This window comes from Pseudomonas sp. GM18 (assembly GCF_000282195.1).
GTDB lineage: Bacteria > Pseudomonadota > Gammaproteobacteria > Pseudomonadales > Pseudomonadaceae > Aquipseudomonas.
The window spans coordinates 18,217-40,820 of sequence record NZ_AKJT01000083.1; the positions used below are offsets into that span (position 1 = coordinate 18,217).

Genomic DNA, 22,604 nt, shown 5'->3' on the forward strand with positions numbered 1-22,604 from the left:
GCAAAACAGCGGAAATGTTGGAGATTGCATGTTCCTTTATGAACATGTCGCTCAGGTGTAAATGAGGGTCGGTGTGGGGATGATAGAGCCGGGGCGCAGTGCTGCGACCCGGCTGGAAAATAATCAGCGAACCTGCACAACAACCTTCCCGACCGCCTTGCGCTGGCCAAGGTCATTGATCGCCTGCGCCGCATTACTCAGCGGATACACCTGCGACACCAGCGGTTTCAACTTGCCCTCGGCAAACCAGCCAAACAACTGCTGGAAGTTTGCCGCGTTGTCCTGTGGTTGGCGTTGGGCAAACGAGCCCCAGAACACCCCGACCACCGCGGCTCCTTTGAGCAATGCCAGGTTCACTGGCAATTCAGGGATGCGTCCGCTGGCGAAACCGACCACCAATAGACGGCCGTTCCAGGCAATGGCGCGGATGGCCTGGTCGAAAAGGTCGCCGCCCACCGGGTCGTAGATCACGTCGGCGCCCTGGCCGTCGGTCAGGCGTTTGATTTCGTCCTTGAGGCTGGTTTCGCTGTAGTTGATCAGCTCATCGGCGCCGGCGGCTTTGGCCACCGCGAGTTTTTCCGCGCTGCTGGCGGCGGCGATCACCCGGGCGCCCATGGCTTTGCCGATTTCCACGGCGGCGAGGCCGACGCCGCCGGAAGCGCCGAGCACCAGCAAGGTTTCGCCGGGTTGCAGGTTGCCCCGTTGCTTGAGGGCGTGCATCGAAGTGCCGTAGGTCATGCTGAAGGCGGCGGCGGTGTTGAAGTCCATCGATGGCGGGATCGGTAGCACGTTGTAGCCCGGTACCGCGACCTGCTCGGCGAAACTGCCCCAGCCAGTCAGGGCCATGACCCGGTCACCGACCTTGAGGTGGCTGACCTTCTCGCCCACCGCGCCGACCACGCCGGCCGCTTCGCCACCCGGTGAAAACGGGAAGGGTGGTTTGAACTGGTATTTGCCCTCGATGATCAGCGTGTCCGGGAAATTCACCCCGGCCGCGTGCACGTCCAGCAGGATTTCGTTCTTCTTCGCAACAGGACTGGCGACGTCTTCCAGCACCAGCGATTCGGCAGGGCCGAAGGCTTTGCACAGCACGGCTTTCATCAGGGCTATTCCTTTGGGAGTGATGGCCGATAAGTGTAGGTGTGTGAGTCAACGGGTCAACGAGCATGCCCGACCCTGATAGTCAGCCATAAGCTTGTGCTTGAGCGGCGGGTCGTTATGCTAGGCCGCAAACCGGATAAGGAGCGAATTGTGAAAGCGTGGATCATGTTGATGCTGGCCCTGTCTCTGCCTGTGGCAGCGATGGCCGAAGAAGCCAAAGAAGGTGAAGCCCCGAAGGTCAACTACATCACCCTGAGCCCGCCGTTCGTGGGCAACTATGGGCTGGACGGTACGCCGAAGCTCAAGGTCTACAAGGCCGATGTGGCGTTGCGGGTGACCGGTGACGAGGCGACCAAAGCAGTAAAGGCCAATGAGCCGTTGATCCGCAATCAGTTGGTGGCGTTGTTTGCCCAGCAGACCACCGAAACCATGAACAACGTCGAAGCCAAGGAAAAGCTGCGTCAGGAAGCCTTGAAGCAGACCCAGCAAGTGATGAACGATGAAACCGGCAAGCCGGTGGTTGAGGATCTGTTGTTCAACAACCTGATCATTCAGTGAGTTCTTGCTTTGTCTGATTGATTGCCAAGATCGCAGCCTGCGGCAGCTCCTACGCCGAGCGCGTTCCCTGTAGGAGCTGCCGCAGGCTGCGATCTTTTAGCGATCTTCAACGCAGAGCCATAACCGCCGCCCATTGCTCGGCCGTCACTGGCATCACCGACAGTCGTGAGCCTTTCTGTACCAATGGCATCTCGGCCAGCGCCGTTTGCTGCTTCAGATAATCCAGCTTCAGCACCTTGGAAAACGTCTCGACATGAGCGACATCAATCGCGCTCCAGGCGTTTTTCTCGGCAGTGGACTTCGGATCGAAGTAATGACTCTCGGGCTCCAGCGCCGTCGGGTCCGGGTACGCCGCCTCGACGATCTTTCCGATCCCGGCAATCCCCGGTTCCGGGCAACTGGAGTGATAGAAGAAAAACCCGTCACCCACTGCCATGGCCCGTAAAAAGTTGCGCGCCTGGTAGTTGCGAACCCCGTCCCAGCGCGCTCGGCCAAGCTTCTCCAGATCTTTGATGGAGAGTTCGTCGGGCTCGGATTTCATCAGCCAATAGGCCATGGTTTTGCTCCTTGCGAGGTGAGTGGGCAAGTTGACGGTCAATTTTATGACAAACCGACAGTCGGTTGACGCCAGCGTTTGCGTGTCGGTTCACGTTGTCGCAAAATGCCGGCCTTCTAAGCTTGACGCTGCTGCACGGCCTACAACGGAAACCGCTGCTGTCATCGTGTTGATGTGCCTTGAGGGGGGCAATCGATGAAACGCAAACCGGATTTACTCTGGATATTGGTTATTTTGTTCGGTTTGGGCGTCGTGACCACCGGCTATGCCCAAAGCCTGTGGGCCAACAAGACCGATGCTCCGGTCGAGATCGCGCAGCAACAGCCGTCGGCCTTCAAGCGCTGAACCTGTCTTTTGGACGTCGCTGATATCAGTGGCGTCTAGCCCGCGAAATACCACGCCTTGTCGGTAACCGTGCCCTGCAGCGGTACATCCCAGCTCGCCTGAGCCAATCGTTGAACCTTCTGACATTCATGGGCCAGGCCCAGCAGCGTCGGCTTGTGCCAGTTTTTACGGCGCGCCAGGTACGCCAGGCTTCGGTCGTAGAAGCCACCGCCCATGCCCAAGCGTCCGCCGACATCATCAAACCCCACCAACGGCAGCAACACCAGATCCAGCGCCCAGACCTTGCGTTGCCGGGCGATGTTTGCCCGTGGTTCGGGAATGCGGAAACGGTTGGGTTTGAGTTTTTCGCCGGGACGAATCCGCTGGAACACCATTTTGGTTCGCGGCCAGGCGCTGAGTACCGGCAGGTACGTGGCTTTGCCCCGGCGTTGCGCGGCACGCATCAGCAGGCGCGGGTCGATTTCACCGTCGGTGGGCAGGTACAGGGAGATGTGTTTTGCGCGGCGGAACAGCGGGTGCTGGGCCAATTGTTTATACAGCCCGCGAGCAGCCTCGCGCTGCTGACTGGGGGTCAGTGCGCGGCGGGCCTTGCGCAGCATGCGTCGAAGTTGCGGTCGGGGCAGCAGCGCAGGTTCGGTCATGGATTCAGGCTTCAGAAAGTGCGAGTACTAAAAGCGTACCCGTAAACATGCCGATGCCGGTATGAAAACCGGCATCGGATTGAAATCAGGCTCCCCGGATGAACCGCTGCTGACTTAGCCCTTGAACCCGAAAGTTCAAGGTGGAAGATGCAGTAGGCTTTAAGGCTTTCCGTCTAGCGGACATGCACACCAGCCCAACGTGCAACCTCCAGGGTAGTGCGAATCGGCTCAGGGACGTGGTCAACTGGCAAGCACCCCAGGGAGTGATGCGAGTATAACCCAAGCGGCCAGGCGAATCAGCCCTTGGTGACATCCGGATCGGTCGACAGCGCCAGATCGACGCGGTCCAGCAGGTCGCGAACCTGTTCACGGGTCGAACCGCTGACCTGCACATCCGGGCGTTCTTCCTTGTGCAGAAGATCGTGCGTGATGTTCAGCGCGGCCATCACGGCAATGCGGTCGGCGCCGATGACTTTGCCGCTGCTGCGGATTTCGCGCATCTTGCCGTCCAGGTAACGGGCGGCGCTGATCAGGTTGCTGCGCTCTTCCTGGGGGCAGATGATCGAATATTCTTTGTCGAGGATCTGCACGGTAACGCTATTGCTTGAACTCATGAGTCTTGCTCCAGGGCCTTGAGGCGCGAAATCATCGATTCGACCTTACGCCGGGCGATTTCATTTTTTTCAATGAGGTGCGCGCGTTCCTCGCGCCAGGTCTTTTCTTGAGCTAGTAAGAGTGCGTTTTGACTCTTTAGTTGCTCGACTCGGGTAATCAGCAGCTCGAGTCTGGCCATCAGCGCTTGCAGGTCGGTGTCTTCCATTGTGTCCACGTGTTCGTCTGATGGGAGGTAGCTGGCGGACAGCCTTTAATAGTCTTGGCGAGTCTGTCGATGTAGGATACAAGGCCTTCATTCTAGACATAGCGCCGTCTGGCGCCTAGCTACCCATGCCCATTCAGAATTCTCCGTACCAAGCCTTCGCCACCCTGCTGAGCACCAGCGGCCATCCCGTCTCGCCTGCCGAGTTACACGGCCTGCTGCTCGGTCGCAGTTGCGCCGGTGCCGGTTTCGATGCCGACAGCTGGCTGGCAGACGCCGCCGAGCTGCTCGAAGGCGAGCCGCAAGACAACGTTCGCAACGCCTTGATCGGCCTGCAGGAAATGGTCAAGGGCGAGCTTACCAGCGACGACATGACCGTTGTTCTGCTGCTGCCGAGCGACGACGCGCCGCTCACCGAGCGCGCGGCCGCGCTGGGCCAGTGGTGCCAGGGCTTCCTCACCGGCTTCGGTTTGACCCGTCGCGAATATGCCCTCAGCGCTGAAGCGACTGAAGTGCTGCAGGATCTGGCCGCCATTTCTCAGGTGCAAGACGCCCTGGAAGAGTCCGACGATGGCGAAAGCGACTACATGGAAGTCATGGAGTACCTGCGCGTCGCACCGTTGCTGCTGTTCACTGAAACCAAGAAAACCGACGAAGCAGCCGCCAAACCGTCGTTGCATTAATCGCGAGCCAGGAAAAGCCATCTGCCCATGATTCATATCCCGAAATCGGAATACAGCCGTCGCCGCAAGGCCTTGATGGCGCAGATGGAACCCAACAGCATCGCCATCCTGCCCGCCGCCGCGGTTGCCATTCGCAACCGTGACGTCGAGCACGTTTACCGTCAGGACAGCGACTTCCAGTACCTCAGCGGCTTTCCCGAGCCTCAGGCCGTTATCGTTTTGATACCCGGTCGCGAACATGGCGAGTACATCCTGTTCTGCCGTGAACGCAATGCCGAGCGCGAGCTGTGGGACGGTCTGCGCGCCGGCCAGGAAGGCGCGATCCGCGACTTCGGTGCCGACGACGCTTTTCCCATCACCGACATCGACGACATCCTGCCGGGCCTGATCGAAGGCCGCGACCGGGTGTATTCGGCCATGGGCAGCAACCCGGAATTTGATCGGCACCTGATGGACTGGATCAACGTGATCCGCTCCAAGGCGAATCTCGGTGCCCAGCCGCCGAACGAATTCGTTGCCCTGGATCATCTGCTGCACGACATGCGCCTGTATAAATCGGCGGCAGAAGTGAAGGTGATGCGCGAAGCCGCGCGGATTTCCGCTCAGGCCCATATTCGGGCGATGCAGGCCAGCCGCGCCGGTTTGCATGAGTTCAGCCTCGAAGCCGAGCTCGATTACGAATTCCGCAAGGGCGGGGCGAAAATGCCGGCCTACGGTTCGATCGTCGCCGCCGGGCGCAACAGTTGCATCCTGCATTACCAGCAGAATGACGCGGTGCTCAAGGACGGCGATCTGGTGCTGATTGACGCTGGTTGCGAGATCGACTGCTACGCCAGCGACATCACCCGCACCTGGCCGGTCAACGGCAAGTATTCACCGGAGCAGAAGGCGATCTACGAGCTGGTGCTGGCTTCCCAGGAAGCGGCGTTTGCCGAAATCGCACCGAACAAACACTGGAACCAGGCGCACGAAGCCACGGTTCGGGTCATTACCGCGGGCCTTGTGAAGTTGGGCCTGTTGCAGGGCGAGGTCGATGAACTGATCGCCAGCGAAGCCTACAAGGCGTTTTACATGCACCGCGCCGGCCACTGGCTGGGCATGGATGTGCATGACGTCGGCGAGTACAAGGTCGGTGGTGAATGGCGCGTGCTGGAAGTCGGCATGGCGCTGACGGTCGAGCCGGGCATCTACATTGCCCCGGACAACCAGAACGTGGCGAAGAAATGGCGCGGCATTGGCGTGCGCATCGAGGACGACGTGGTGGTCACCAAAACCGGTTGTGAAATCCTGACGAACGGCGTGCCGAAAACGGTCGCCGAGATCGAGGCCTTGATGGCCGCCGCACGGACACAAGCGGCATGAGTCGAGTCAATCTGGCAATCATCGGTGGTGGCCTGGTTGGCGCCAGCCTGGCGTTGGCGTTGCAGGCCGGGGCCAAGGCCCGTGGCTGGAAGATCGTGCTGATCGAACCCTTTGCCCCCGGCGACACGTACCAACCGAGCTATGACGCTCGCTCTTCGGCGCTGTCGTTCGGCGCCCGGCAGATTTATCAACGGCTGGGCGTGTGGCAGGACATCTCCCGCCGCGCCGAGCCGATCAAGCAAATTCATGTCTCCGACCGTGGGCGTTTTTCCACGGCGCGGTTGTCGGCGATGGAAGAGGGCGTTCCGGCACTGGGTTATGTGGTGGAAAACGCCTGGCTCGGCCAATGCCTCTGGCACAGTCTGGACAAGGATGTGATCAGTTGGCGTTGCCCGGCGGAGGTCACGGGCATGGAACCCCTGACCGACGGCTATCGCCTGACGCTCAACGATGAAACCCTGGTGGAATGCGACCTCGCGGTGTTGGCCGATGGCGGCCGTTCGGGCCTGCGTGAGCAGCTGGGCATCGGCATCAAGAAACGCCCGTACAACCAGAGCGCGCTGATCGCCAACATCACCCCGAGCGAAGCGCACAACGGCATGGCCTTCGAGCGCTTCACCGACGACGGCCCAATGGCGTTGTTGCCGCTGCCGGAAAACCGCTGCGCCTTGGTCTGGACCCGTCTGGGCATGGACGCGCAACGGCTGGCGGCCCTTGATGACCGCAGCTTTCTCAGCGAACTGCAGGGCGTGTTCGGTTATCGCCTCGGCACGTTGAAACAGGTCGGTGCACGCAATTTGTATCCGCTGTCGCTGATCGAAGCCGAGGAACAAGTTCGCCCGCATCTGGCGATTCTTGGCAACGCCGCGCACAGCCTGCACCCGATTGCCGGACAGGGCTTCAATCTGTCCCTGCGCGATGCCCAGGCCTTGGCCGACACGTTATTGGGCAGCGAGACCGCGCTCGGCGACTTCGCGACCTTGCAGGCTTATCGCGAGCGCCAGCGTCTGGACCAGAACCTGACCGTGGGTTTCTCCGATCAGGTCACCCGGTTGTTCGGCAGCACCCAGCCGCTGGTTTCCCTGGGCCGTAACATCGGCCTGCTCGGTCTCGATCTGCTGCCGCCCGCCAAGCGCTGGTTCGCCCGACAGGCCATGGGCCTGGGTACGCGTCCCGATGTTTAAGCGGGCGCACCTGCACGTCGATATTCATGACTGCGCGAGCACTTTGGTGACGCGCGTCGAGAAACCCCTTTACCTGCGGCTCAAGCCGCAAGCGAGACAGGCTTAAAGCATGGAAATGCGCGCAGATCTGCTGATTGTCGGGGCCGGAATGGTCGGCAGCGCCCTGGCGCTGGCGTTACAAAACAGCGGGCTCGAAGTCCTGCTGCTGGACGGCAGCCCCCTGAGCGTCAAACCCTTCGATGGCCAGGCGCCGTTCGAGCCACGGGTAAGCGCCTTGTCGGCGGCCAGCCAGCGGATACTCGAACGCCTGGGCGTCTGGGACGGCATCGTCAACCGGCGCAGCAGCCCCTACACCGACATGCACGTCTGGGACGGCAGCGGCACCGGGCAAATCCATTTCTCGGCGACCAGCGTACATGCCGATGTGCTAGGGCATATCGTCGAGAACCGCGTGGTTCAGGACGCCTTGCTCGACCGACTGCACGACTGCGATCTCGGGATGCTGGCCAATGCACGCCTGGAGCAGATGCGCCGCTCCGGTGACGACTGGCTGCTGACCCTGGCCGATGGCCGCACGCTGCGGGCGCCTTTGGTGATCGCGGCGGATGGCGCCAACTCGGCGGTGCGGCGCCTGACCGGCGTTGCAACCCGCGAGTGGGATTACATGCACCACGCGATCGTCACCAGTGTGCGCAGCGCCAAACCGCATAAAATGACCGCGTGGCAGCGTTTCACCGACAATGGCCCGCTGGCATTTCTGCCGCTGGAACGGGACGGCGAGCACGATTGGTGTTCGATCGTCTGGTCGACCACCCCGAGCGAAGCTGAACGCTTGATGGCGCTGGACGACGAAGGCTTCTGCAAGGAGCTGGAGCGGGCCTTTGAAGGCTGCCTCGGCACGGTGCTCAGCGCCGACCCGCGTCTGTGCGTGCCGCTGCGTCAGCGTCATGCCAAGCGTTACGTGGCTGAAGGCCTGGCGTTGATCGGCGATGCGGCCCACACCATCCATCCGCTGGCCGGGCAGGGCGTGAACCTCGGTTTCCTCGATGCCGCGGTATTGGCCGAAGTGCTGCTGCAAGCGGCCGCGCGCGGCGAGCGGTTGGCGGATGTGAAAGTGCTCAGTCGCTACGAGCGTCGGCGCATGCCCCACAACCTGGCGTTGATGGCGGCGATGGAAGGGTTCGAGCGCTTGTTCCAGGCCGATCCGTTGCCGGTGCGCTGGTTGCGCAATACCGGGTTGAAGATGGTCGACCAGATGCCCGAGGCCAAGGCGTTGTTCGTGCGCGAAGCGCTTGGGTTGATCGGGGATTTGCCGGCACTTGCAAAGGCCTGAAGCGGGCACGGCCCTGTGGCGAGGGGGCAAGCCCCTTCGCCACATTGTCATTCATTCGATTGTGCAACATCCGGTAACTCCTCCGCCCACTGTTCGATTGAGAAGCGAAATGTGAGTCCTTATCATTTGGCCTCACTTCCCCATTTCGAGAGACCGCTTCCATGTTGGCACCCAAGCGTCTACTGACCGCACTGGCCCTGACCCTGATTGGCACCGCCGCCGCCCAGGCCGCCGACGAGGTGGTGGTTTACTCCTCGCGTATCGATGAACTGATCAAACCGGTCTTCGATGCCTACACCCAGAAAACCGGCGTACAGGTGAAGTTCATCACCGACAAGGAAGCGCCATTGATGCAGCGGATCAAGGCCGAGGGCGAAAACGCCACCGCCGACCTGCTGCTGACCGTTGATGCCGGCAACCTCTGGCAGGCCGAGCAGATGGGCATCCTCCAGCCATTCACATCCAAAGTGATCGACGCCAACATTCCGCTGCAATACCGTGCGTCCTCCCATGCCTGGACCGGCCTGAGCCTGCGGGCGCGGACCATCGCCTACTCCACCGATCGGGTAAAACCCGGTGAGCTGACCACCTACGAGGCGCTGGCCGACAAACAGTGGGAAGGCCGCCTGTGCCTGCGCACGGCGAAGAAGGTCTACAACCAGTCCCTGACCGCCACCATGATCGAAGTCCATGGCGCAGAGAAAACCGAGAAGATCCTCAAAGGCTGGGTCAACAACCTGTCCACCGACGTGTTCTCCGACGACATCGCCGTGCTGGAAGCGATCAACGCCGGTCAGTGCGACGTCGGCATCGTCAACACTTACTACTACGGCCGTCTGCACAAGCAGAAGCCGGACCTGCCGGTGAAGCTGTTCTGGCCGAATCAGGGCGACCGTGGCGTACACGTCAACCTGTCGGGCATCGGCCTGACCAAACATGCACCGCACCCGGAAGCCGCCAAGGCGTTGGTGGAGTGGATGACCACGCCTGAAGCGCAAAGGATTTTCGCTGACATAAACCAGGAGTTCCCGGCCAACCCTGCTGTTCCGCCTTCAGCTGAAGTCGCAAGTTGGGGCAAGTTCGTCGCCGATACCTTGCCAGTGGAAATCGCCGGCAAGCGTCAGGCTGAAGCGATCCGGATGATGGATCGGGTCGGCTGGAACTGAGTCTGTCGATATACTGCGCCACAGTCCCTGCCGGCCTGATCGTTCCCACGCTCTGCGTGGGAATGCATCCACCGACGCTCCGCGTCGAGGCGTGACGCAGAGCGTCACAAGAGGTGTGCCCACGCAGAGCGTGGGCACAATCATTTAAACGAGAACTTTCCTTGGCCCATCCCGCCCAACGCCGCTGGTATCCTCTGGTCTTCGCCATCGCTGCGCTGGTCCTGCTGCCGCTGAGCGTCCTGCTTCTCTCCTGGCAAACCATCGATGAGCAGATCTGGTCCCACCTGTGGGACACGCAAATGCCGCGGTTGCTGGGCAATACCCTCACGCTGGTCGTCGGCGTTGGCTTCGGTGTAACGCTGCTGGGCGTTAGCCTGGCCTGGCTCACCAGCCTCTGTGAGTTCCCGGGGCGGCGGTGGCTGGATTGGGCGTTGATGCTGCCGTTCGCTATTCCTGCCTACGTGCTGGCATTCGTTTTCGTCGGCCTGCTGGATTTCGCAGGCCCCGTGCAAACCCTGCTCCGCGAATGGTTCGGCAGTGGTCTGAGGCTGCCGCGAGTGCGCTCCACCGGTGGCGTGATTCTGGTGTTGGTGCTGGTTTTCTATCCCTACGTTTATCTGTTGGCGCGCACCGCATTCCTGGCCCAGGGCAAAGGCCTGATGGAAGCGGCGCGAGTCCTCGGGCAATCCCCGTGGCAGGCGTTCTGGCGGGTTGCGTTACCCATGGCGCGTCCGGCGATCGGCGCGGGGGTGGCGTTGGCGCTGATGGAAACCCTGGCGGATTTTGGTGCGGTGTCGGTGTTCAACTTCGATACGTTCACCACCGCCATCTACAAGACCTGGTACGGCTTTTTCAGTCTCTCCACCGCCGCGCAACTGGCCAGCCTGTTGCTGTTGGTGGTGATGGTCGTGTTGTATGGCGAGCGTCGCGCTCGGGGAGCCAACCGGGCGGGCAACGAACGGCCACGGGTCAAGGCGCTGTATCACCTGCATGGGGTCAAGGCACTGGCGGCGATGAGCTGGTGTGGTCTGGTGTTCGCCTGCGCCTTCGTCATTCCCGTGCTGCAACTGCTGGTGTGGTTCTGGCAACGCGGGCGCTTCGATCTGGACGAGCGTTATGCCGGGTTGATCGTGCATACCTTGTACCTGGGCGGCATGGCGGCGTTGATCACGGTCAGCGTCGCGCTGCTGCTGGCCTTTGCCCGTCGATTGGCACCGACCCGGGCGATCCGTTCCGGCATCAGCCTGGCCAACCTCGGCTACGCCTTGCCCGGCTCGGTATTGGCGGTGTCGATCATGCTGGCGTTCAGTTATCTGGATCGCGAACTGGTGATTCCGCTGTCGGGCTGGCTTGGCGGCGCGGGCAAACCGCTGCTGTTGGGCAGTCTGTCGGCGTTGTTGCTGGCCTATCTGGTGCGATTCATCGCCGTGGCTTATGGGCCGCTGGAAAGCAGCCTGGCGCGAATACGGCCTTCTTTGCCCGAAGCGGCACGTAGCCTTGGCGTCAGTGGGCCACGACTGTTTTTCAAAGTGTATCTGCCGCTGCTGCTGCCGGGCACGTTGAGCGCTGCATTGCTGGTGTTCGTCGACGTGCTCAAGGAAATGCCCGCAACCCTGCTGATGCGCCCGTTCGGCTGGGACACGCTGGCGGTGCGGATCTTTGAAATGACCAGCGAAGGCGAGTGGGCCAGGGCCTCGTTGCCGGCACTGACTCTGGTTTTGGTCGGGCTGTTGCCGGTCATCGGATTGATCAGAAGGTCGGCACATCGAAACGGCTAGGTGTCAGTCCTACACCTTGCGGCTACAATGCGCGGCATTCGGTGCGGTCCGTCTTTCAGACCGGGTTGCTGAAATCGGCTGAAAGCCTTTATTTCAAGGCGTTTCACCCCGTACAGCGGCTGTCCGCACCTTCGCCACGCCCGGAAGGAGAAACCCATGGGACAGCGCACGCCTCTGTATGACCTTCATCTCGCCCTCGGCGCGAAGATGGTCGATTTTGGCGGTTGGGATATGCCTCTGCATTACGGCTCGCAGGTCGAGGAACACCATCAGGTGCGCCGCGATTGCGGGGTTTTCGATGTATCCCACATGACCGTGATCGATGTCGACGGCCCCCAGGCCAAGGCCTGGCTGCAATATTTGCTGGCCAACGACGTCGAACGCCTGCACAGCCCTGGCCGTGCCTTGTACAGCGCCATGCTCAACGAGCACGGCGGTATCGTCGACGACATGATCGTCTATCGCCTCGATGACGGCTATCGGCTGGTGGTCAACGCCTCCACCCGCAATCAGGACCTGGCCTGGATGCAGGCTCATCTCGCCGACTTCAATGCGCAGCTCAACGAGAATGTGCAGCTCAACGAGCGCTCCGAGCTGGCGATGCTGGCCATTCAAGGGCCTCACGCCCGGCACAAGATTGCCGAACTGGTGACCCAGTCCCGCGGCACGCTGATCCAGCAACTCAAACCTTTCGAGGGTCAGGCCGACGGTGACTGGTTCATCGCGCGCACCGGTTACACCGGTGAGGACGGTCTGGAAATCGTGCTGCCGGCCGATCAGGCGCCGGGCTTCTTCAACGATCTGGTGGGCGCGGGCATTTCCCCGATCGGCCTCGGGGCGCGCGATACCTTACGGGTCGAAGCCGGCATGAACCTGTACGGTCAGGATATTCATCAAGACGTTTCGCCATTGGCCTCCAACATGGCCTGGAGCATTGCCTGGGAACCGGCCACGCGCCAGTTCATCGGCCGCACTGCACTGGAAACCGAACAGGCCGCCGGCGTACAGCACAAACTGGTCGGTCTGGTCCTTGAGGAACGTGGGGTTCTGCGGGCTCATCAGGTGGTTCGCATCGCCGATGTTGGCGAAGGGGAGATCACCAGTGGTAGTTTCTCTCCTACGCTTAGCAAGTCGATTGCACTGGCGCGCGTGCCGGCGGCCACCGCTGACCGTGCCGAAGTGGAAATCCGTGGCAAGTGGTACCCGGTTCGAGTGGTCAAGCCGACCTTCGTACGCCACGGCAAAACCTTGATCTAACCTTTTTGGGCGGGCAATGACCGCCGACATTTTTCTTGAGGACACAGAACATGAGCGAAATCCCTGTCGACCTGCGTTTTGCCGAAAGTCACGAATGGGCCCGTCTAGACCATGATGGTGGCGTGAAAGTGGGTATTTCAGACCATGCTCAGGAAGCCTTGGGTGATGTGGTGTTCGTCGAGCTGCCGGAAATCGGCAAAGTGTTCGCTGCCGGTGAGGCTGCGGGTGTCGTCGAGTCAGTCAAGGCCGCGTCGGATATCTACTCGCCAGTCTCCGGTACCGTCATTGCCGTCAACGAAGAGTTGGCCAACAGCCCGGAACTGGTCAACAGCGCGCCTTATGACAGCTGGTTCTTCAAACTGGAGCCAAGCGATACCTCTGAACTGAACAACCTGCTCGACCCGGTGGGCTACAAGGCCGCCATCGGCGAGTAATGCTCGCCCCGTAGGAGCTGCCGCAGGCTGCGATCTTTTGATCCTGTTTCTAACATCAAAAGATCGCGGCCTTTGGCAGCGCCTACAAAGGCCGTATCAAGGCCGCAAGACGGCTTTCACCGCAGCTACCGAACGCTCGACATCCGCTTTATCCATGGCCGTAAACATCGGCAGCGAAACGATCAGTCGTCCGACCCGCTCGGCGACCGGGAACATGCCTTCCTTGAACCCGCGTTCGCGGTAAAGACTCAGCAGGTGAATCGGCGGGTAGTGATAGCCGATACCTACTCCCAGTGCCTGCATCTGTTCCATGAAAGTAGCCCGTGCCGGTTTGCCATCCTGGCGTTCCGGGAGCACCAGTTGGAACAAATGCCAATTGCTGTTCTCGAAATCCGCCGGCGGCAGTTGAGCCCCGTATTGCGCTTCGAAGTCCTCGCCGAAGCAGGCGAAGTAATGCTTGGCCAGCTCACGACGATGAGCGGTGATCGCCTCGATGTGGGCAAATTGCCCCAGGCCAATGGCTGCCGCGACGTCGGTCATGTTGAACTTGCCGCCCAGCACATCAACGTCCAGCCCATCGAAACCGCTGCGGGTGACGCCCTGCAACCGGTACTTTTCCGCCAACCGCGCTTCCTCGGCATTGTTCAGCACCAGGCAACCGCCCTCTGAGCAGGTGACGTTCTTGTTCGCCTGGAAACTGAAGGACACGAAATCGCCAGTCGAACCGATGCGTTGTCCGTTCCAGCTCGAACCCAATGCTTGGGCCGCATCTTCCACCACTCGCAAACCATGCTTTTTTGCAATCGCGTAAAGGCGCGTCATGTCCACGGGCAGTCCCGCGAGAAACACCGGGATGATGGCTTTGGTGCGCGGGGTGATGGCCGCTTCCAGTTGATCCAGGTCGATATTGCGGGTGACCGGGTCTATGTCGGCAAACACCGGCGTGGCGCCAACGTCCAGAATCACGTTGGCGGTGGCCACCCAGGAGATTGGCGTGGTGATCACTTCATCCCCCGGTCCGACGCCGGCAATTCGCAACGCGATCTCCATGGTGCAGGTGCCGGAATTGAACGTACGCACCGGGCGCCCGCCGAAATATTCCGAGAGTTGCGCTTCAAAAGCCTGAACCTTGGGGCCGCTGGTAATCCAGCCCGAGCGCAGCACATCGCCGACAACGGCAATCGTGGCTTCATCGATGGTGGGTTTGGAGAAAGGCAGGAAAGACAATTGGCTCATAAATATAGACACCCGATCAGCGAACGTTTGTAGGCGCCGAGGATGATGATACGGATTGTCCAATAGCGCCACGCCATCCGTGCGGGTATCGACTGCTATGCTGGTTTGACCGAGTTGCATCGACGCTGAGCGCCAGTCAAGAGAGAGCCCGTCATGTCCCAGTTGCCGTCCTTGAGTCAGTTACGCGACCCCAATGCCTTCCTGCGCCGCCATCTCGGGCCCGATGCCGCCGAGCAGCAGGCAATGCTCGACAGCCTCGGCCTTGGTAGCCGCGTCGAGTTGATCGAGCAGACGGTGCCGCCGGGAATCCGCCTCAACCGACCGCTGGACTTGCCGCCCGCCCTCGACGAAGAAGCCGCGCTGGCCAAGCTGCGCAGCTATGCCGAACAGAATCAGGTCTGGATCAGCCTGATCGGCATGGGTTATCACGGCACCCTCACACCAGCCGTCATCCTGCGCAACGTGCTGGAAAATCCCGGTTGGTACACCGCGTACACGCCTTATCAACCGGAGATTGCCCAAGGCCGGCTCGAAGCGTTGCTGAATTTCCAGCAGCTGACCATCGACCTGACCGGCCTGGAACTGGCCAACGCCTCGCTGCTGGATGAAGCCACGGCGGCAGCCGAGGCCATGGCGCTGGCCAAGCGTGTCGCCAAGTCCAGAAGCAATCTGTTCTTTGTCGACGAAAACTGCCACCCGCAGACGATTTCCGTGGTGCAGACCCGGGCCGAAGGGTTCGGTTTTGACCTGGTCGTCGACGCTGTGGATAACTTGAAGCAGCATCAAGTGTTCGGCGCGTTGCTGCAATATCCCGACACCCATGGCGAAATTCGCGACCTGCGTCCGCTGATCGATCATCTGCATGCCCAGCAAGCCTTGGCCTGCGTCGCCACCGACCTGCTCAGCCTGTTGTTGCTGACTCCGCCGGGAGAGTTGGGCGCCGATGTGGTGTTCGGTTCGTCCCAGCGTTTCGGCGTGCCCATGGGGTACGGCGGGCCGCACGCGGCTTTTTTTGCCAGCCGCGACGAATACAAACGGGCGATTCCCGGGCGGATCATCGGCGTGTCGAAAGATGCTCGCGGCAACGTGGCCTTGCGCATGGCCCTGCAAACCCGCGAGCAACATATTCGCCGGGAGAAGGCCAACTCGAACATCTGCACCGCCCAAGTGCTGCTGGCCAATATCGCCAGTTTCTATGCGGTCTACCATGGCCCGGAAGGGCTCAAAAATATTGCCCAGCGCGTCCATCGGCTGACCTGCATTCTCGCCGCCGGCCTGGAGCGCCACGGCATTACCCGTCTGAACCAACACTTCTTCGACACCCTGACCCTGGAAGTCGGTGGCACTCAGACCGCGATCATCGAAAGTGCCCAGGCGGCGCAGATCAACTTGCGCATTCTCGGCCGTGGGCGGTTGGGCTTGAGCCTCGACGAGACCTGTGACGAAACCACCGTGGCGAAATTGTTCGATGTGTTTCTCGGTGCCGATCATGGGCTCAACGTCGACGAACTGGATGCTGAGGCCCTGGTGTCCGGCATTCCGGCAGGATTGCAGCGCAGCACGCCTTATCTGCGTCATCCGGTGTTTAACGCTCATCACAGCGAAACCGAAATGCTGCGTTACTTGAAGCAGCTGGAAAACAAAGACCTGGCGCTCAATCAATCGATGATCCCGCTGGGCTCCTGCACCATGAAGCTCAATGCCACCAGCGAGATGATCCCGATCACCTGGCCGCAGTTCGCCAACCTGCACCCATTCGTGCCGAAAGAGCAGGTAATGGGTTATTCCCTGATGATCGAGGAACTGGAACGCTGGCTCTGCGCGATCACCGGTTTCGATGCAATCTGCATGCAGCCCAACTCGGGCGCCCAAGGTGAGTACGCCGGGTTGCTGGCGATCCGCAAATATCATGCGAGCCGTCATCAGGGTGCGCGGGATATCTGCCTGATCCCGTCCTCGGCCCACGGCACCAACCCGGCCTCGGCGCAAATGGCCGGGATGCGGGTGGTGATCGTCGAGTGCGACGAGGCGGGCAATGTCGATCTGGAAGATCTGAAAGAAAAGGCCATAGAGGCAGGGGACAAACTCGCCTGCCTGATGGCGACTTATCCTTCGACCCACGGGGTCTACGAGGAAGGCATCAGCGAGATCTGTGAAGTTATCCACCGCCATGGCGGTCAGGTGTACATGGATGGTGCCAACCTCAACGCGCAAGTCGGGTTGGCGCGGCCGGCAGACATCGGTGCCGACGTGTCACACATGAACCTGCACAAAACGTTCTGCATTCCCCATGGGGGAGGCGGGCCGGGGATGGGACCGATCGGGGTTCGGGCGCACCTGGCGCCGTTTGTCGCCAATCACCCGGTGGTACCGATTGATGGCCCGCTGCCGGGGAACGGCGCGGTGAGCGCAGCCCCTTGGGGCAGTGCAAGTATTCTGCCGATCAGCTGGATGTACATCGCGATGATGGGGCCGCAACTGGCGGATGCGAGTGAGGTGGCGATCCTCGCCGCGAATTACCTGGCGCAGCATTTGTCCGGGGCGTTCCCGGTGCTCTACACCGGGCGCAACGAGCGAGTGGCCCACGAATGCATCCTCGACTTGCGGCCACTCAAGGCGCTGACCGGGATCAGCGAAGAAGACGTTGCCAAACGGCTGATGGACTACGGTTTCCATGCGCCGACCATGTCATTCCCGGTGCCGGGGACGTTGATGGTTGAACCGACCGAGAGTGAATCGAAGGCGGAACTGGACCGCTTTATCGATGCGATGCTGAGCATTCGCGCGGAAATCAACGAGGTGCAAAACGGCAACTGGCCGGCCGAGGACAACCCGCTTAAGCGTTCGCCGCATACCCTGGCCGACATCACCGGTGTCTGGGAGCGGCCGTACAGCATCGAGCAGGCGGTGACGCCGGATGCTCACACCAAGGCCCATAAGTACTGGCCGGTGGTGAACCGTGTGGACAATGTCTACGGCGATCGCAACCTGTTTTGCGCGTGTGTGCCGGTGGATGAATACCGCTGATAGGGGGCGCTGATCGTTCCCACGCTTTGCGTGGGAATGCATCCCGGGACGCTCCGCGTCCCAAGAGCGGACGCAGAGCGTCCATGGCGGCGCTACCACGCGGAGCGTGGGAGCGATCATCATGGATCGCATTTCAGGCAAAAAAAATGCCGCTCATTTAGAGCGGCATTTTTTGTTCAGCAAAGAAGCTTATTTCGAGGCGATGGCATTCTTCGCCAGGATGGCGTTCGCCAGTTCCATGTCCGTGGCTTGCAGGCCAGGGTTTTCAGCGCGGACTTTCTGCATGGCGGCTTCCAGATAGGGGCCGCGAATGGCGCCGTCACTGGCGACAAAGCTACCGGCGTCGTCCTGGGCGGCGACGATCAGCTTGTGATCCCTGGAGGTCAGGTAGGACGTACCGGTGGTGGCACCGGAAGTAAGGACGTTACGCAAAAAGCTGTCATCAGCCATCGCCGAACCGACTTGAAGGGACAACACGGCGAAGGTAGCGACAGCAAGTTTGAGACGCATAAAAGGTGACTCCACTGGGTTTTAACTGCGGGCTTTGATTGCCAATAACCCAATCGAGTTCCGTGACGTTAGTCGGCCCGCTCTACCAGTAAAATCGCCCCTTGTTGCCCGATCACCCGAACACGGCTGCCGGACGCGGTATCAGGCCCTCGGGCCATCCACACGCCGTCGGCGACCTTGATCTTGCCGCGGCCGTTGACAATCGCTTCGGTGACCACGAACACCTTGCCGATCAGCTCTTGCCCTCGCAGGTTCAGGTTCGGCTGATCGCTGGCCCGCACCACACTGCGCTGACGTCTCCACCAGTACAGGGCGGTGAGGATCGAAAAAACGGCAAACAACAGCACCTGCCATTCCCAGGGCAAACCCGGTATCAGGAACGTCAGCACGCCGACGGCGGCAGCTGCCATGCCGATCCACAGCAGATAACCGCCGGCACCGAACACCTCGAGGATCAGCAACACCGTGCCCAGGGCCAGCCAGCTCCAGAACGAAAACAGTTCCATGGGCAGCGACCTCAGCCTTTCTTGCCGTCGAAGGTGGCCTTGACGATTTCGCCGATGCCACCGACTGCACCGATCATCGAACCGGCTTCGAGCGGCATCAGGATCACTTTGCTGTTGTTGGCCGAAGCCAGTTTGCCCAAGGCATCGATGTACTTCTGTGCGACGAAGTAGTTGACCGCCTGCACGTTACCGCCGGCGATGGCTTCGGACACCACTTTGGTGGCCTGGGCTTCGGCCTGGGCCTGACGTTCCCGGGCCTCGGCTTCGAGGAACGCCGCCTGACGGCTGCCCTCGGCTTCGAGAATCTGCGCCTGCTTCTTGCCTTCGGCGGTGAGGATCGCCGACGCGCGTAAACCTTCGGCTTCCAGAATCTGTGCGCGTTTGATCCGCTCGGCTTTCATCTGGCCGGACATGGCGGCCATCAGGTCGGCGGGAGGGCTGATGTCCTTGATCTCGATCCGGGTGATCTTGATGCCCCACGGCGCCGTGGCTTCGTCGACGGTGCGCAGCAGTTTTTCGTTGATGTTGTCGCGCTGGCTGAGCATCGCGTCCAGCTCCATGGAACCGAGCACGGTGCGGATATTGGTTTGCAACAGATTGCGGACGGCATGTTCGAGGTTGTTCACCTCGTAGGCGGCCTGGGCGGTATTGACCACCTGGAAGAAGCACACGGCGTCGATCTGCACGGTAGCGTTGTCGGCAGTGATGACTTCCTGAGGCGGAATGTCCAGCACGCTTTCCATCACGTTGATCTTGCGGCCGATGCGGTCCATCACCGGAATGATGATGCTCAGGCCTGGCTTGAGGGTGTTGGTGTAACGGCCGAAGCGTTCGACCGTCCATTCAAACCCTTGGGGCACCACTTTGAAGCCCATGAAAAGGATAGCCACGACCAGCGCGACGAAGAGAATCAGTGCAATGCTCATAACGGTCCCTGTCCAGTCTGGTTGAGTTGCGATGACCAGAGTGTAGGGCAAAAGGCTCGTATGCGACTTTGGGGAAGCATCCGAGCGCAATCCGTAGCAGCTGGCGAAGCCTGCGTTCGGCTGCGAAGCAGTCGTGAATCCGGCTGATGCGGTCTGTCTGACGCACCGCAAGTTCTGGTTTTACGACTGCTGCGCAGCCGAACGCAGGCTTCGCCAGCTGCTACAAAAAGAAGTGTGCGGCATTAGAGGTCATGGTCTATCTCTGCTCACTCTGCGGTGTCACTCGCAACACCTCTTCGATCGTGGTCAAACCCGCCGCCACTTTCTGTGCCCCCGACAACCGCAAACTGCGCATGCCTTCCTTGAACGCCTGACGCCGGACCGCCAGCAAATCGGTGTCGGGGTTGATCAGCGCTTTGATGCCGTCCGTCAGCTGCATGATTTCGTAAACCCCGGCGCGACCGCGATAGCCGGTTTCGCGGCATTCCAGGCAACCGATGGCGCGCTGGGCATTGGTCGGCAGTGGCGCTTGCCAGGGCCGGGTCAGGGTTTGCCAGTCGTCTTCGCCCAATGTTAAGGGCGCCTTGCAGTGAGGGCATAACGTACGAACTAGACGCTGGGCCATGACCCCGAGCACCGTGGCCTTGATCAGGTAATGCGGTACGCCGAGTTCCAGCAGGCGGCTGATGGCGCTCGGGGCATCGTTGGTGTGCAACGTCGACAGCACCAGGTGGCCGGTGAGTGCGGCCTGAATTGCCATCTCGGCGGTTTCGAGGTCGCGGATCTCGCCGATCATGATGATGTCCGGGTCTTGCCGCATCAGTGCGCGCACGCCGGCGGCAAAGGTCAGGTCGATGTTGTGTTGGACCTGCATCTGATTGAACGCCGGCTCGACCATTTCGATCGGGTCTTCGATGGTGCAGAGGTTGACCTCCGGTGTCGCCAGTTTCTTGAGGGTGGTGTACAGCGTGGTGGTCTTGCCCGAACCGGTCGGCCCGGTCACCAGAATGATGCCGTTTGGCTGGCGGATCATGTCTTGCCAGCGGCGCAGGTCATCGGCGGAAAAACCCAGTTGATCGAAGTCCTTGAGCAGCACTTCCGGGTCGAAGATCCGCATGACCATCTTCTCGCCGAACGCTGTCGGTAATGTCGATAATCGCAGCTCGACTTCGCCGCCGTCGGGGGTCTTGGTCTTGACCCGGCCGTCCTGGGGTTTGCGCTTTTCCGCGACGTTCATCCGCCCCAGGCTTTTCAGGCGGCTGACGATGGCCATGGTCACCTGCGGCGGGAATTGATAGACGTTGTGCAGCACGCCGTCGATGCGAAAACGCACCGTGCCTTGCTCGCGCCGGGGCTCGATGTGGATATCGCTGGCCCGCTGCTGGAACGCGTACTGGAACAGCCAGTCGACGATGTTGACGATGTGCGCATCGTTGGCGTCCGGCTCCTGGTCGCTGGCGCCGAGGTTGAGCAACTGTTCGAAGTTGCCCAGGTTGCTTGTCTGCTGATCGGCGTTGGTGGCGCCGGTGACCGATTTGGCCAGGCGGAAAAACTCCACGCTGAAGCGCTGGATGTCCACCGGGTTGGCTACCACGCGCTTGATCGGCAGTTTCAACACATGGGTCAGGTCGGCTTCCCAGCCGCTGACGAAGGGCTGGGCGCTGGCCACGGTGACGGCATCGCGGTCGATGGACACCGCCAGAATCTTGTGGCGCTGGGCGAAGGCATAGGACATCAGCGGCGTAATGGCGGCGACGTTGATTTTCAGTGGGTCGATGCGCAAGTACGGCTGGCCGGCCTGCTGGGACAGCCATAGCGTCAGGCTTTCCAGATCGAGGTGTTTACCGGGACGGCTGAGGTCGTCCAGGTGTTGGCTGGCGATGAACTCCAGCGGGTGTTGCTGACCATTGGTGGCGTGACGGCGGCGGGCGTTGAGTGCGTGTTCGGCCGAGTCCTGGCTGACAAAGCCCTGGGCGACCAGTTCACGCAGCAAATCGTTAAGGTCCAGCCAGCGGTCCTGAGTGGCAAGTTGAACGGACATGCGGGCTCCTTATGAACAACCGTTCGCAAAGGATAGCCGCGCTCCCGCAGACCGTTGGGCCACTACCGGACCAACACGTGTCGGGTTTTTCAGGGCTTTTTTTAACCAGCCGCCTGAACCGGCTCTTGCCACGCCGAATCAGCGGCTTGCAGATTCACCGAGCAGACGCTGATCAGGTTACGCAATTTTTCCGCGATCACCTGGGCTCGGTGCCAGCTCAGGCCGTCCATGACGATGTCGATCGACAGCAGATCGTCCAGGCGCTGCACGTTGACCTGCTGCGGCGTCAGAAACTGCAAGGCGAACAGGTTGAGCGCGCGGCACAGCAGATCCGGCTCGGCCTCGGCCAGCAGTTGATATTGAACGCGGCAGTGGGCGTTGCTGACGTTCCAGACATCGGCGCGGGCGGGCGGGGTGTTCACGGCTTCAAGGGGCGGCATGGTCGGGCTCCAAAATCACTGGAGGAATTTTTACATTCGGTGCCGGGTATTTCTTATCTATGATTGGGTGTATTGACGATTTATCGAATCGATCAATTCAAGATCATATTAATTTCGGGTTTTTCTATGCATAGCGAGCTGGATGGCTACGACCGCAAGATTCTCGCGTTGCTGCAAGAGGACGCTTCGCTTTCCAGCGCGCAGATCGCCGAACAGGTGGGGCTCTCGCAGTCGCCGTGCTGGCGGCGGATTCAGCGGATGAAGGAGGAGGGGATCATTCGTGGTCAGGTGACGTTGCTTGACCGCAAGAAAATCGGCCTCAACACGCAGATCTTCGCCGAGATCAAACTCAACGCCCACGGACGTTCGAACTTCACCGAATTCACCGAGGCGATTCGCGGTTTTCCCGAAGTGCTGGAATGTTATGTGCTGATGGGGGCGGTGGATTTCTTGCTGCGGATCGTCACGGCGGACATCGAGGCTTATGAGCGCTTCTTCTTCGAGAAGCTGTCGATGGTGCCGGGGATTCAGGAGGTCAACTCGATCGTGGCTTTGTCGGAAATCAAATCCACGACGAGTTTGCCGGTGTTGCGCTGACCCTACACTGATCGTTCCCACGCTCTGTGTGGTAATGCCTCAAGGGACGCTCCGCGTCCAGGTGACGCGGAGCGTCACCGGCTGCATTCCCACGCGGGAGCGTGGG

At 60.8% G+C, this 22,604-nt stretch carries 23 protein-coding genes, 1 other RNA gene and 1 pseudogene; 13 read left to right on the forward strand and 12 right to left on the reverse strand.

Going from position 1 to position 22,604, the window contains the following annotated elements; translation table 11 throughout:
* Nucleotides 1-123: 123 nt before the first annotated feature.
* On the reverse strand, nucleotides 124-1,101 hold the full coding sequence (locus tag PMI21_RS07465; RefSeq protein WP_007940353.1) for an NADPH:quinone oxidoreductase family protein: 978 nt from the start codon (nucleotides 1,099-1,101) through the stop codon (nucleotides 124-126).
* Nucleotides 1,102-1,251: 150 nt separating this feature from the next.
* On the opposite strand from PMI21_RS07465, the gene PMI21_RS07460 reads away from it, so the two are divergent.
* Complete coding sequence (locus tag PMI21_RS07460; RefSeq protein ID WP_019580533.1) at nucleotides 1,252-1,659, forward strand: flagellar basal body-associated protein FliL; 408 nt, start codon at nucleotides 1,252-1,254, stop codon at nucleotides 1,657-1,659.
* A 106-nt stretch (nucleotides 1,660-1,765) separates the two neighbouring features.
* On the opposite strand, the gene PMI21_RS07455 is transcribed toward PMI21_RS07460, so the two are convergent.
* A complete protein-coding gene (locus tag PMI21_RS07455; RefSeq protein WP_007940355.1) occupies nucleotides 1,766-2,215 on the reverse strand; it encodes an EVE domain-containing protein in 450 nt (149 codons plus the stop codon).
* 195 nt (nucleotides 2,216-2,410) lie between these two features.
* On the opposite strand from PMI21_RS07455, the gene PMI21_RS29735 reads away from it, so the two are divergent.
* Nucleotides 2,411-2,560, forward strand: coding sequence for a hypothetical protein (locus PMI21_RS29735; RefSeq protein WP_007899400.1), 150 nt, complete (start codon nucleotides 2,411-2,413; stop codon nucleotides 2,558-2,560).
* Nucleotides 2,561-2,595: 35 nt separating this feature from the next.
* On the opposite strand, the gene PMI21_RS07450 is transcribed toward PMI21_RS29735, so the two are convergent.
* From PMI21_RS07450 to PMI21_RS07440, 4 genes are all read right to left on the reverse strand, one after another.
* Nucleotides 2,596-3,201 (reverse strand): 5-formyltetrahydrofolate cyclo-ligase, encoded by a 606-nt coding sequence (locus PMI21_RS07450; protein WP_007940356.1) that lies wholly within the window; start codon nucleotides 3,199-3,201, stop codon nucleotides 2,596-2,598.
* Between the two features lie 87 nt (nucleotides 3,202-3,288).
* Nucleotides 3,289-3,467: non-coding RNA, 6S RNA (gene ssrS, locus PMI21_RS29095), on the reverse strand.
* Between the two features lie 30 nt (nucleotides 3,468-3,497).
* Nucleotides 3,498-3,815, reverse strand: a complete 318-nt coding sequence (locus PMI21_RS07445; protein WP_007940358.1) for a cell division protein ZapA — start codon at nucleotides 3,813-3,815, stop codon at nucleotides 3,498-3,500.
* Complete coding sequence (locus PMI21_RS07440; RefSeq protein ID WP_007940359.1) at nucleotides 3,812-4,021, reverse strand: TIGR02449 family protein; 210 nt, start codon at nucleotides 4,019-4,021, stop codon at nucleotides 3,812-3,814. Before PMI21_RS07440 ends, PMI21_RS07445 begins: the two co-directional genes overlap by 4 nt.
* Before the next feature lie 125 nt (nucleotides 4,022-4,146).
* Here PMI21_RS07440 and PMI21_RS07435 point away from each other — a divergent pair, with 125 nt between their 5' ends.
* The 9 genes and pseudogenes from PMI21_RS07435 (at nucleotide 4,147) to gcvH (ending at nucleotide 13,215) form a co-directional block, all read left to right on the forward strand.
* On the forward strand, nucleotides 4,147-4,701 hold the full coding sequence (locus PMI21_RS07435) for a YecA/YgfB family protein (RefSeq protein WP_007940361.1): 555 nt from the start codon (nucleotides 4,147-4,149) through the stop codon (nucleotides 4,699-4,701).
* Between the two features lie 27 nt (nucleotides 4,702-4,728).
* The gene (gene pepP, locus PMI21_RS07430) at nucleotides 4,729-6,063 is read left to right on the forward strand and encodes a Xaa-Pro aminopeptidase (protein ID WP_007940362.1); all 1,335 of its coding nucleotides are present in this window, start codon (nucleotides 4,729-4,731) and stop codon (nucleotides 6,061-6,063) included.
* Nucleotides 6,060-7,247: a 2-octaprenyl-6-methoxyphenyl hydroxylase gene (ubiH, locus tag PMI21_RS07425; protein WP_007940363.1), complete on the forward strand. Its 1,188-nt coding sequence runs from the start codon at nucleotides 6,060-6,062 to the stop codon at nucleotides 7,245-7,247. The genes pepP and ubiH overlap by 4 nt, the downstream gene beginning before the upstream one ends.
* Nucleotides 7,248-7,257: 10 nt before the next feature.
* Nucleotides 7,258-7,353 (forward strand): annotated as a pseudogene (locus PMI21_RS29930) (tetrameric acyl-CoA thioesterase); the annotation flags it as partial.
* A 9-nt stretch (nucleotides 7,354-7,362) separates the two neighbouring features.
* On the forward strand, nucleotides 7,363-8,580 hold the full coding sequence (locus PMI21_RS07420; RefSeq protein ID WP_177318301.1) for a 2-octaprenyl-3-methyl-6-methoxy-1,4-benzoquinol hydroxylase: 1,218 nt from the start codon (nucleotides 7,363-7,365) through the stop codon (nucleotides 8,578-8,580).
* Nucleotides 8,581-8,741: 161 nt separating this feature from the next.
* The gene (locus PMI21_RS07415; protein ID WP_007940365.1) at nucleotides 8,742-9,746 is read left to right on the forward strand and encodes an extracellular solute-binding protein; all 1,005 of its coding nucleotides are present in this window, start codon (nucleotides 8,742-8,744) and stop codon (nucleotides 9,744-9,746) included.
* A 161-nt stretch (nucleotides 9,747-9,907) separates the two neighbouring features.
* A complete protein-coding gene (locus PMI21_RS07410) occupies nucleotides 9,908-11,524 on the forward strand; it encodes an ABC transporter permease (protein WP_007940366.1) in 1,617 nt (538 codons plus the stop codon).
* Nucleotides 11,525-11,680: 156 nt separating this feature from the next.
* Entirely contained in the window at nucleotides 11,681-12,781 is a 1,101-nt protein-coding gene (gcvT, locus tag PMI21_RS07405) for a glycine cleavage system aminomethyltransferase GcvT (protein WP_007940368.1), read from the forward strand.
* A 50-nt stretch (nucleotides 12,782-12,831) separates the two neighbouring features.
* Nucleotides 12,832-13,215 carry a glycine cleavage system protein GcvH gene (gene gcvH / locus PMI21_RS07400; protein WP_007940369.1) on the forward strand — a complete coding sequence of 128 codons (384 nt, stop codon included), beginning with the start codon at nucleotides 12,832-12,834 and terminating at the stop codon, nucleotides 13,213-13,215.
* A gap of 96 nt (nucleotides 13,216-13,311) precedes the next feature.
* On the opposite strand, the gene PMI21_RS07395 is transcribed toward gcvH, so the two are convergent.
* Nucleotides 13,312-14,451: a DegT/DnrJ/EryC1/StrS family aminotransferase gene (locus PMI21_RS07395; protein WP_007940370.1), complete on the reverse strand. Its 1,140-nt coding sequence runs from the start codon at nucleotides 14,449-14,451 to the stop codon at nucleotides 13,312-13,314.
* A gap of 153 nt (nucleotides 14,452-14,604) precedes the next feature.
* Here PMI21_RS07395 and gcvP point away from each other — a divergent pair, with 153 nt between their 5' ends.
* A complete protein-coding gene (gene gcvP / locus PMI21_RS07390) occupies nucleotides 14,605-17,478 on the forward strand; it encodes an aminomethyl-transferring glycine dehydrogenase (protein WP_007940371.1) in 2,874 nt (957 codons plus the stop codon).
* A 189-nt stretch (nucleotides 17,479-17,667) separates the two neighbouring features.
* Here gcvP and PMI21_RS07385 read toward each other — a convergent pair whose 3' ends face one another.
* The 5 genes from PMI21_RS07385 to PMI21_RS07365 form a co-directional block, all read right to left on the reverse strand.
* On the reverse strand, nucleotides 17,668-17,988 hold the full coding sequence (locus PMI21_RS07385) for a DUF2388 domain-containing protein (RefSeq protein WP_007940372.1): 321 nt from the start codon (nucleotides 17,986-17,988) through the stop codon (nucleotides 17,668-17,670).
* 68 nt (nucleotides 17,989-18,056) lie between these two features.
* Nucleotides 18,057-18,494 (reverse strand): NfeD family protein, encoded by a 438-nt coding sequence (locus PMI21_RS07380; protein ID WP_007940373.1) that lies wholly within the window; start codon nucleotides 18,492-18,494, stop codon nucleotides 18,057-18,059.
* Between the two features lie 11 nt (nucleotides 18,495-18,505).
* Nucleotides 18,506-19,420: an SPFH domain-containing protein gene (locus PMI21_RS07375; RefSeq protein ID WP_007940374.1), complete on the reverse strand. Its 915-nt coding sequence runs from the start codon at nucleotides 19,418-19,420 to the stop codon at nucleotides 18,506-18,508.
* Between the two features lie 256 nt (nucleotides 19,421-19,676).
* A complete protein-coding gene (locus PMI21_RS07370; protein ID WP_007940376.1) occupies nucleotides 19,677-21,461 on the reverse strand; it encodes a GspE/PulE family protein in 1,785 nt (594 codons plus the stop codon).
* Between the two features lie 101 nt (nucleotides 21,462-21,562).
* Nucleotides 21,563-21,901 carry a hypothetical protein gene (locus tag PMI21_RS07365; RefSeq protein ID WP_007940377.1) on the reverse strand — a complete coding sequence of 113 codons (339 nt, stop codon included), beginning with the start codon at nucleotides 21,899-21,901 and terminating at the stop codon, nucleotides 21,563-21,565.
* Between the two features lie 126 nt (nucleotides 21,902-22,027).
* Between PMI21_RS07365 and PMI21_RS07360 the strand changes: the two genes are divergently transcribed.
* Entirely contained in the window at nucleotides 22,028-22,498 is a 471-nt protein-coding gene (locus PMI21_RS07360; protein ID WP_007940379.1) for an Lrp/AsnC family transcriptional regulator, read from the forward strand.
* The last annotated feature ends 106 nt before the right edge of the window (nucleotides 22,499-22,604 follow it).

Excerpts from the sequence above, each read along its gene's own strand:
- PMI21_RS07455 (WP_007940355.1), bottom strand. The coding sequence starts at position 2,215 with ATGGCCTATTGGCTGATGAAATCCGAGCCCGACGAACTCTCCATCAAA.
- PMI21_RS07465 (WP_007940353.1), bottom strand. The coding sequence starts at position 1,101 with ATGAAAGCCGTGCTGTGCAAAGCCTTCGGCCCTGCCGAATCGCTGGTG.
- PMI21_RS07380 (WP_007940373.1), bottom strand. The coding sequence starts at position 18,494 with ATGGAACTGTTTTCGTTCTGGAGCTGGCTGGCCCTGGGCACGGTGTTG.
- PMI21_RS07445 (WP_007940358.1), bottom strand. The coding sequence starts at position 3,815 with ATGAGTTCAAGCAATAGCGTTACCGTGCAGATCCTCGACAAAGAATAT.
- PMI21_RS07420 (WP_177318301.1), top strand. The coding sequence starts at position 7,363 with ATGCGCGCAGATCTGCTGATTGTCGGGGCCGGAATGGTCGGCAGCGCC.
- PMI21_RS07370 (WP_007940376.1), bottom strand. The coding sequence starts at position 21,461 with ATGTCCGTTCAACTTGCCACTCAGGACCGCTGGCTGGACCTTAACGAT.
- gcvT (WP_007940368.1), top strand. The coding sequence starts at position 11,681 with ATGGGACAGCGCACGCCTCTGTATGACCTTCATCTCGCCCTCGGCGCG.
- PMI21_RS29735 (WP_007899400.1), top strand. The coding sequence starts at position 2,411 with ATGAAACGCAAACCGGATTTACTCTGGATATTGGTTATTTTGTTCGGT.
- PMI21_RS07435 (WP_007940361.1), top strand. The coding sequence starts at position 4,147 with ATGCCCATTCAGAATTCTCCGTACCAAGCCTTCGCCACCCTGCTGAGC.
- ubiH (WP_007940363.1), top strand. The coding sequence starts at position 6,060 with ATGAGTCGAGTCAATCTGGCAATCATCGGTGGTGGCCTGGTTGGCGCC.
- gcvH (WP_007940369.1), top strand. The coding sequence starts at position 12,832 with ATGAGCGAAATCCCTGTCGACCTGCGTTTTGCCGAAAGTCACGAATGG.
- PMI21_RS07450 (WP_007940356.1), bottom strand. The coding sequence starts at position 3,201 with ATGACCGAACCTGCGCTGCTGCCCCGACCGCAACTTCGACGCATGCTG.
- PMI21_RS07360 (WP_007940379.1), top strand. The coding sequence starts at position 22,028 with ATGCATAGCGAGCTGGATGGCTACGACCGCAAGATTCTCGCGTTGCTG.
- PMI21_RS07415 (WP_007940365.1), top strand. The coding sequence starts at position 8,742 with ATGTTGGCACCCAAGCGTCTACTGACCGCACTGGCCCTGACCCTGATT.
- pepP (WP_007940362.1), top strand. The coding sequence starts at position 4,729 with ATGATTCATATCCCGAAATCGGAATACAGCCGTCGCCGCAAGGCCTTG.
- PMI21_RS07375 (WP_007940374.1), bottom strand. The coding sequence starts at position 19,420 with ATGAGCATTGCACTGATTCTCTTCGTCGCGCTGGTCGTGGCTATCCTT.
- PMI21_RS07440 (WP_007940359.1), bottom strand. The coding sequence starts at position 4,021 with ATGGAAGACACCGACCTGCAAGCGCTGATGGCCAGACTCGAGCTGCTG.
- PMI21_RS07385 (WP_007940372.1), bottom strand. The coding sequence starts at position 17,988 with ATGCGTCTCAAACTTGCTGTCGCTACCTTCGCCGTGTTGTCCCTTCAA.
- PMI21_RS07365 (WP_007940377.1), bottom strand. The coding sequence starts at position 21,901 with ATGCCGCCCCTTGAAGCCGTGAACACCCCGCCCGCCCGCGCCGATGTC.
- PMI21_RS07395 (WP_007940370.1), bottom strand. The coding sequence starts at position 14,451 with ATGAGCCAATTGTCTTTCCTGCCTTTCTCCAAACCCACCATCGATGAA.
- gcvP (WP_007940371.1), top strand. The coding sequence starts at position 14,605 with ATGTCCCAGTTGCCGTCCTTGAGTCAGTTACGCGACCCCAATGCCTTC.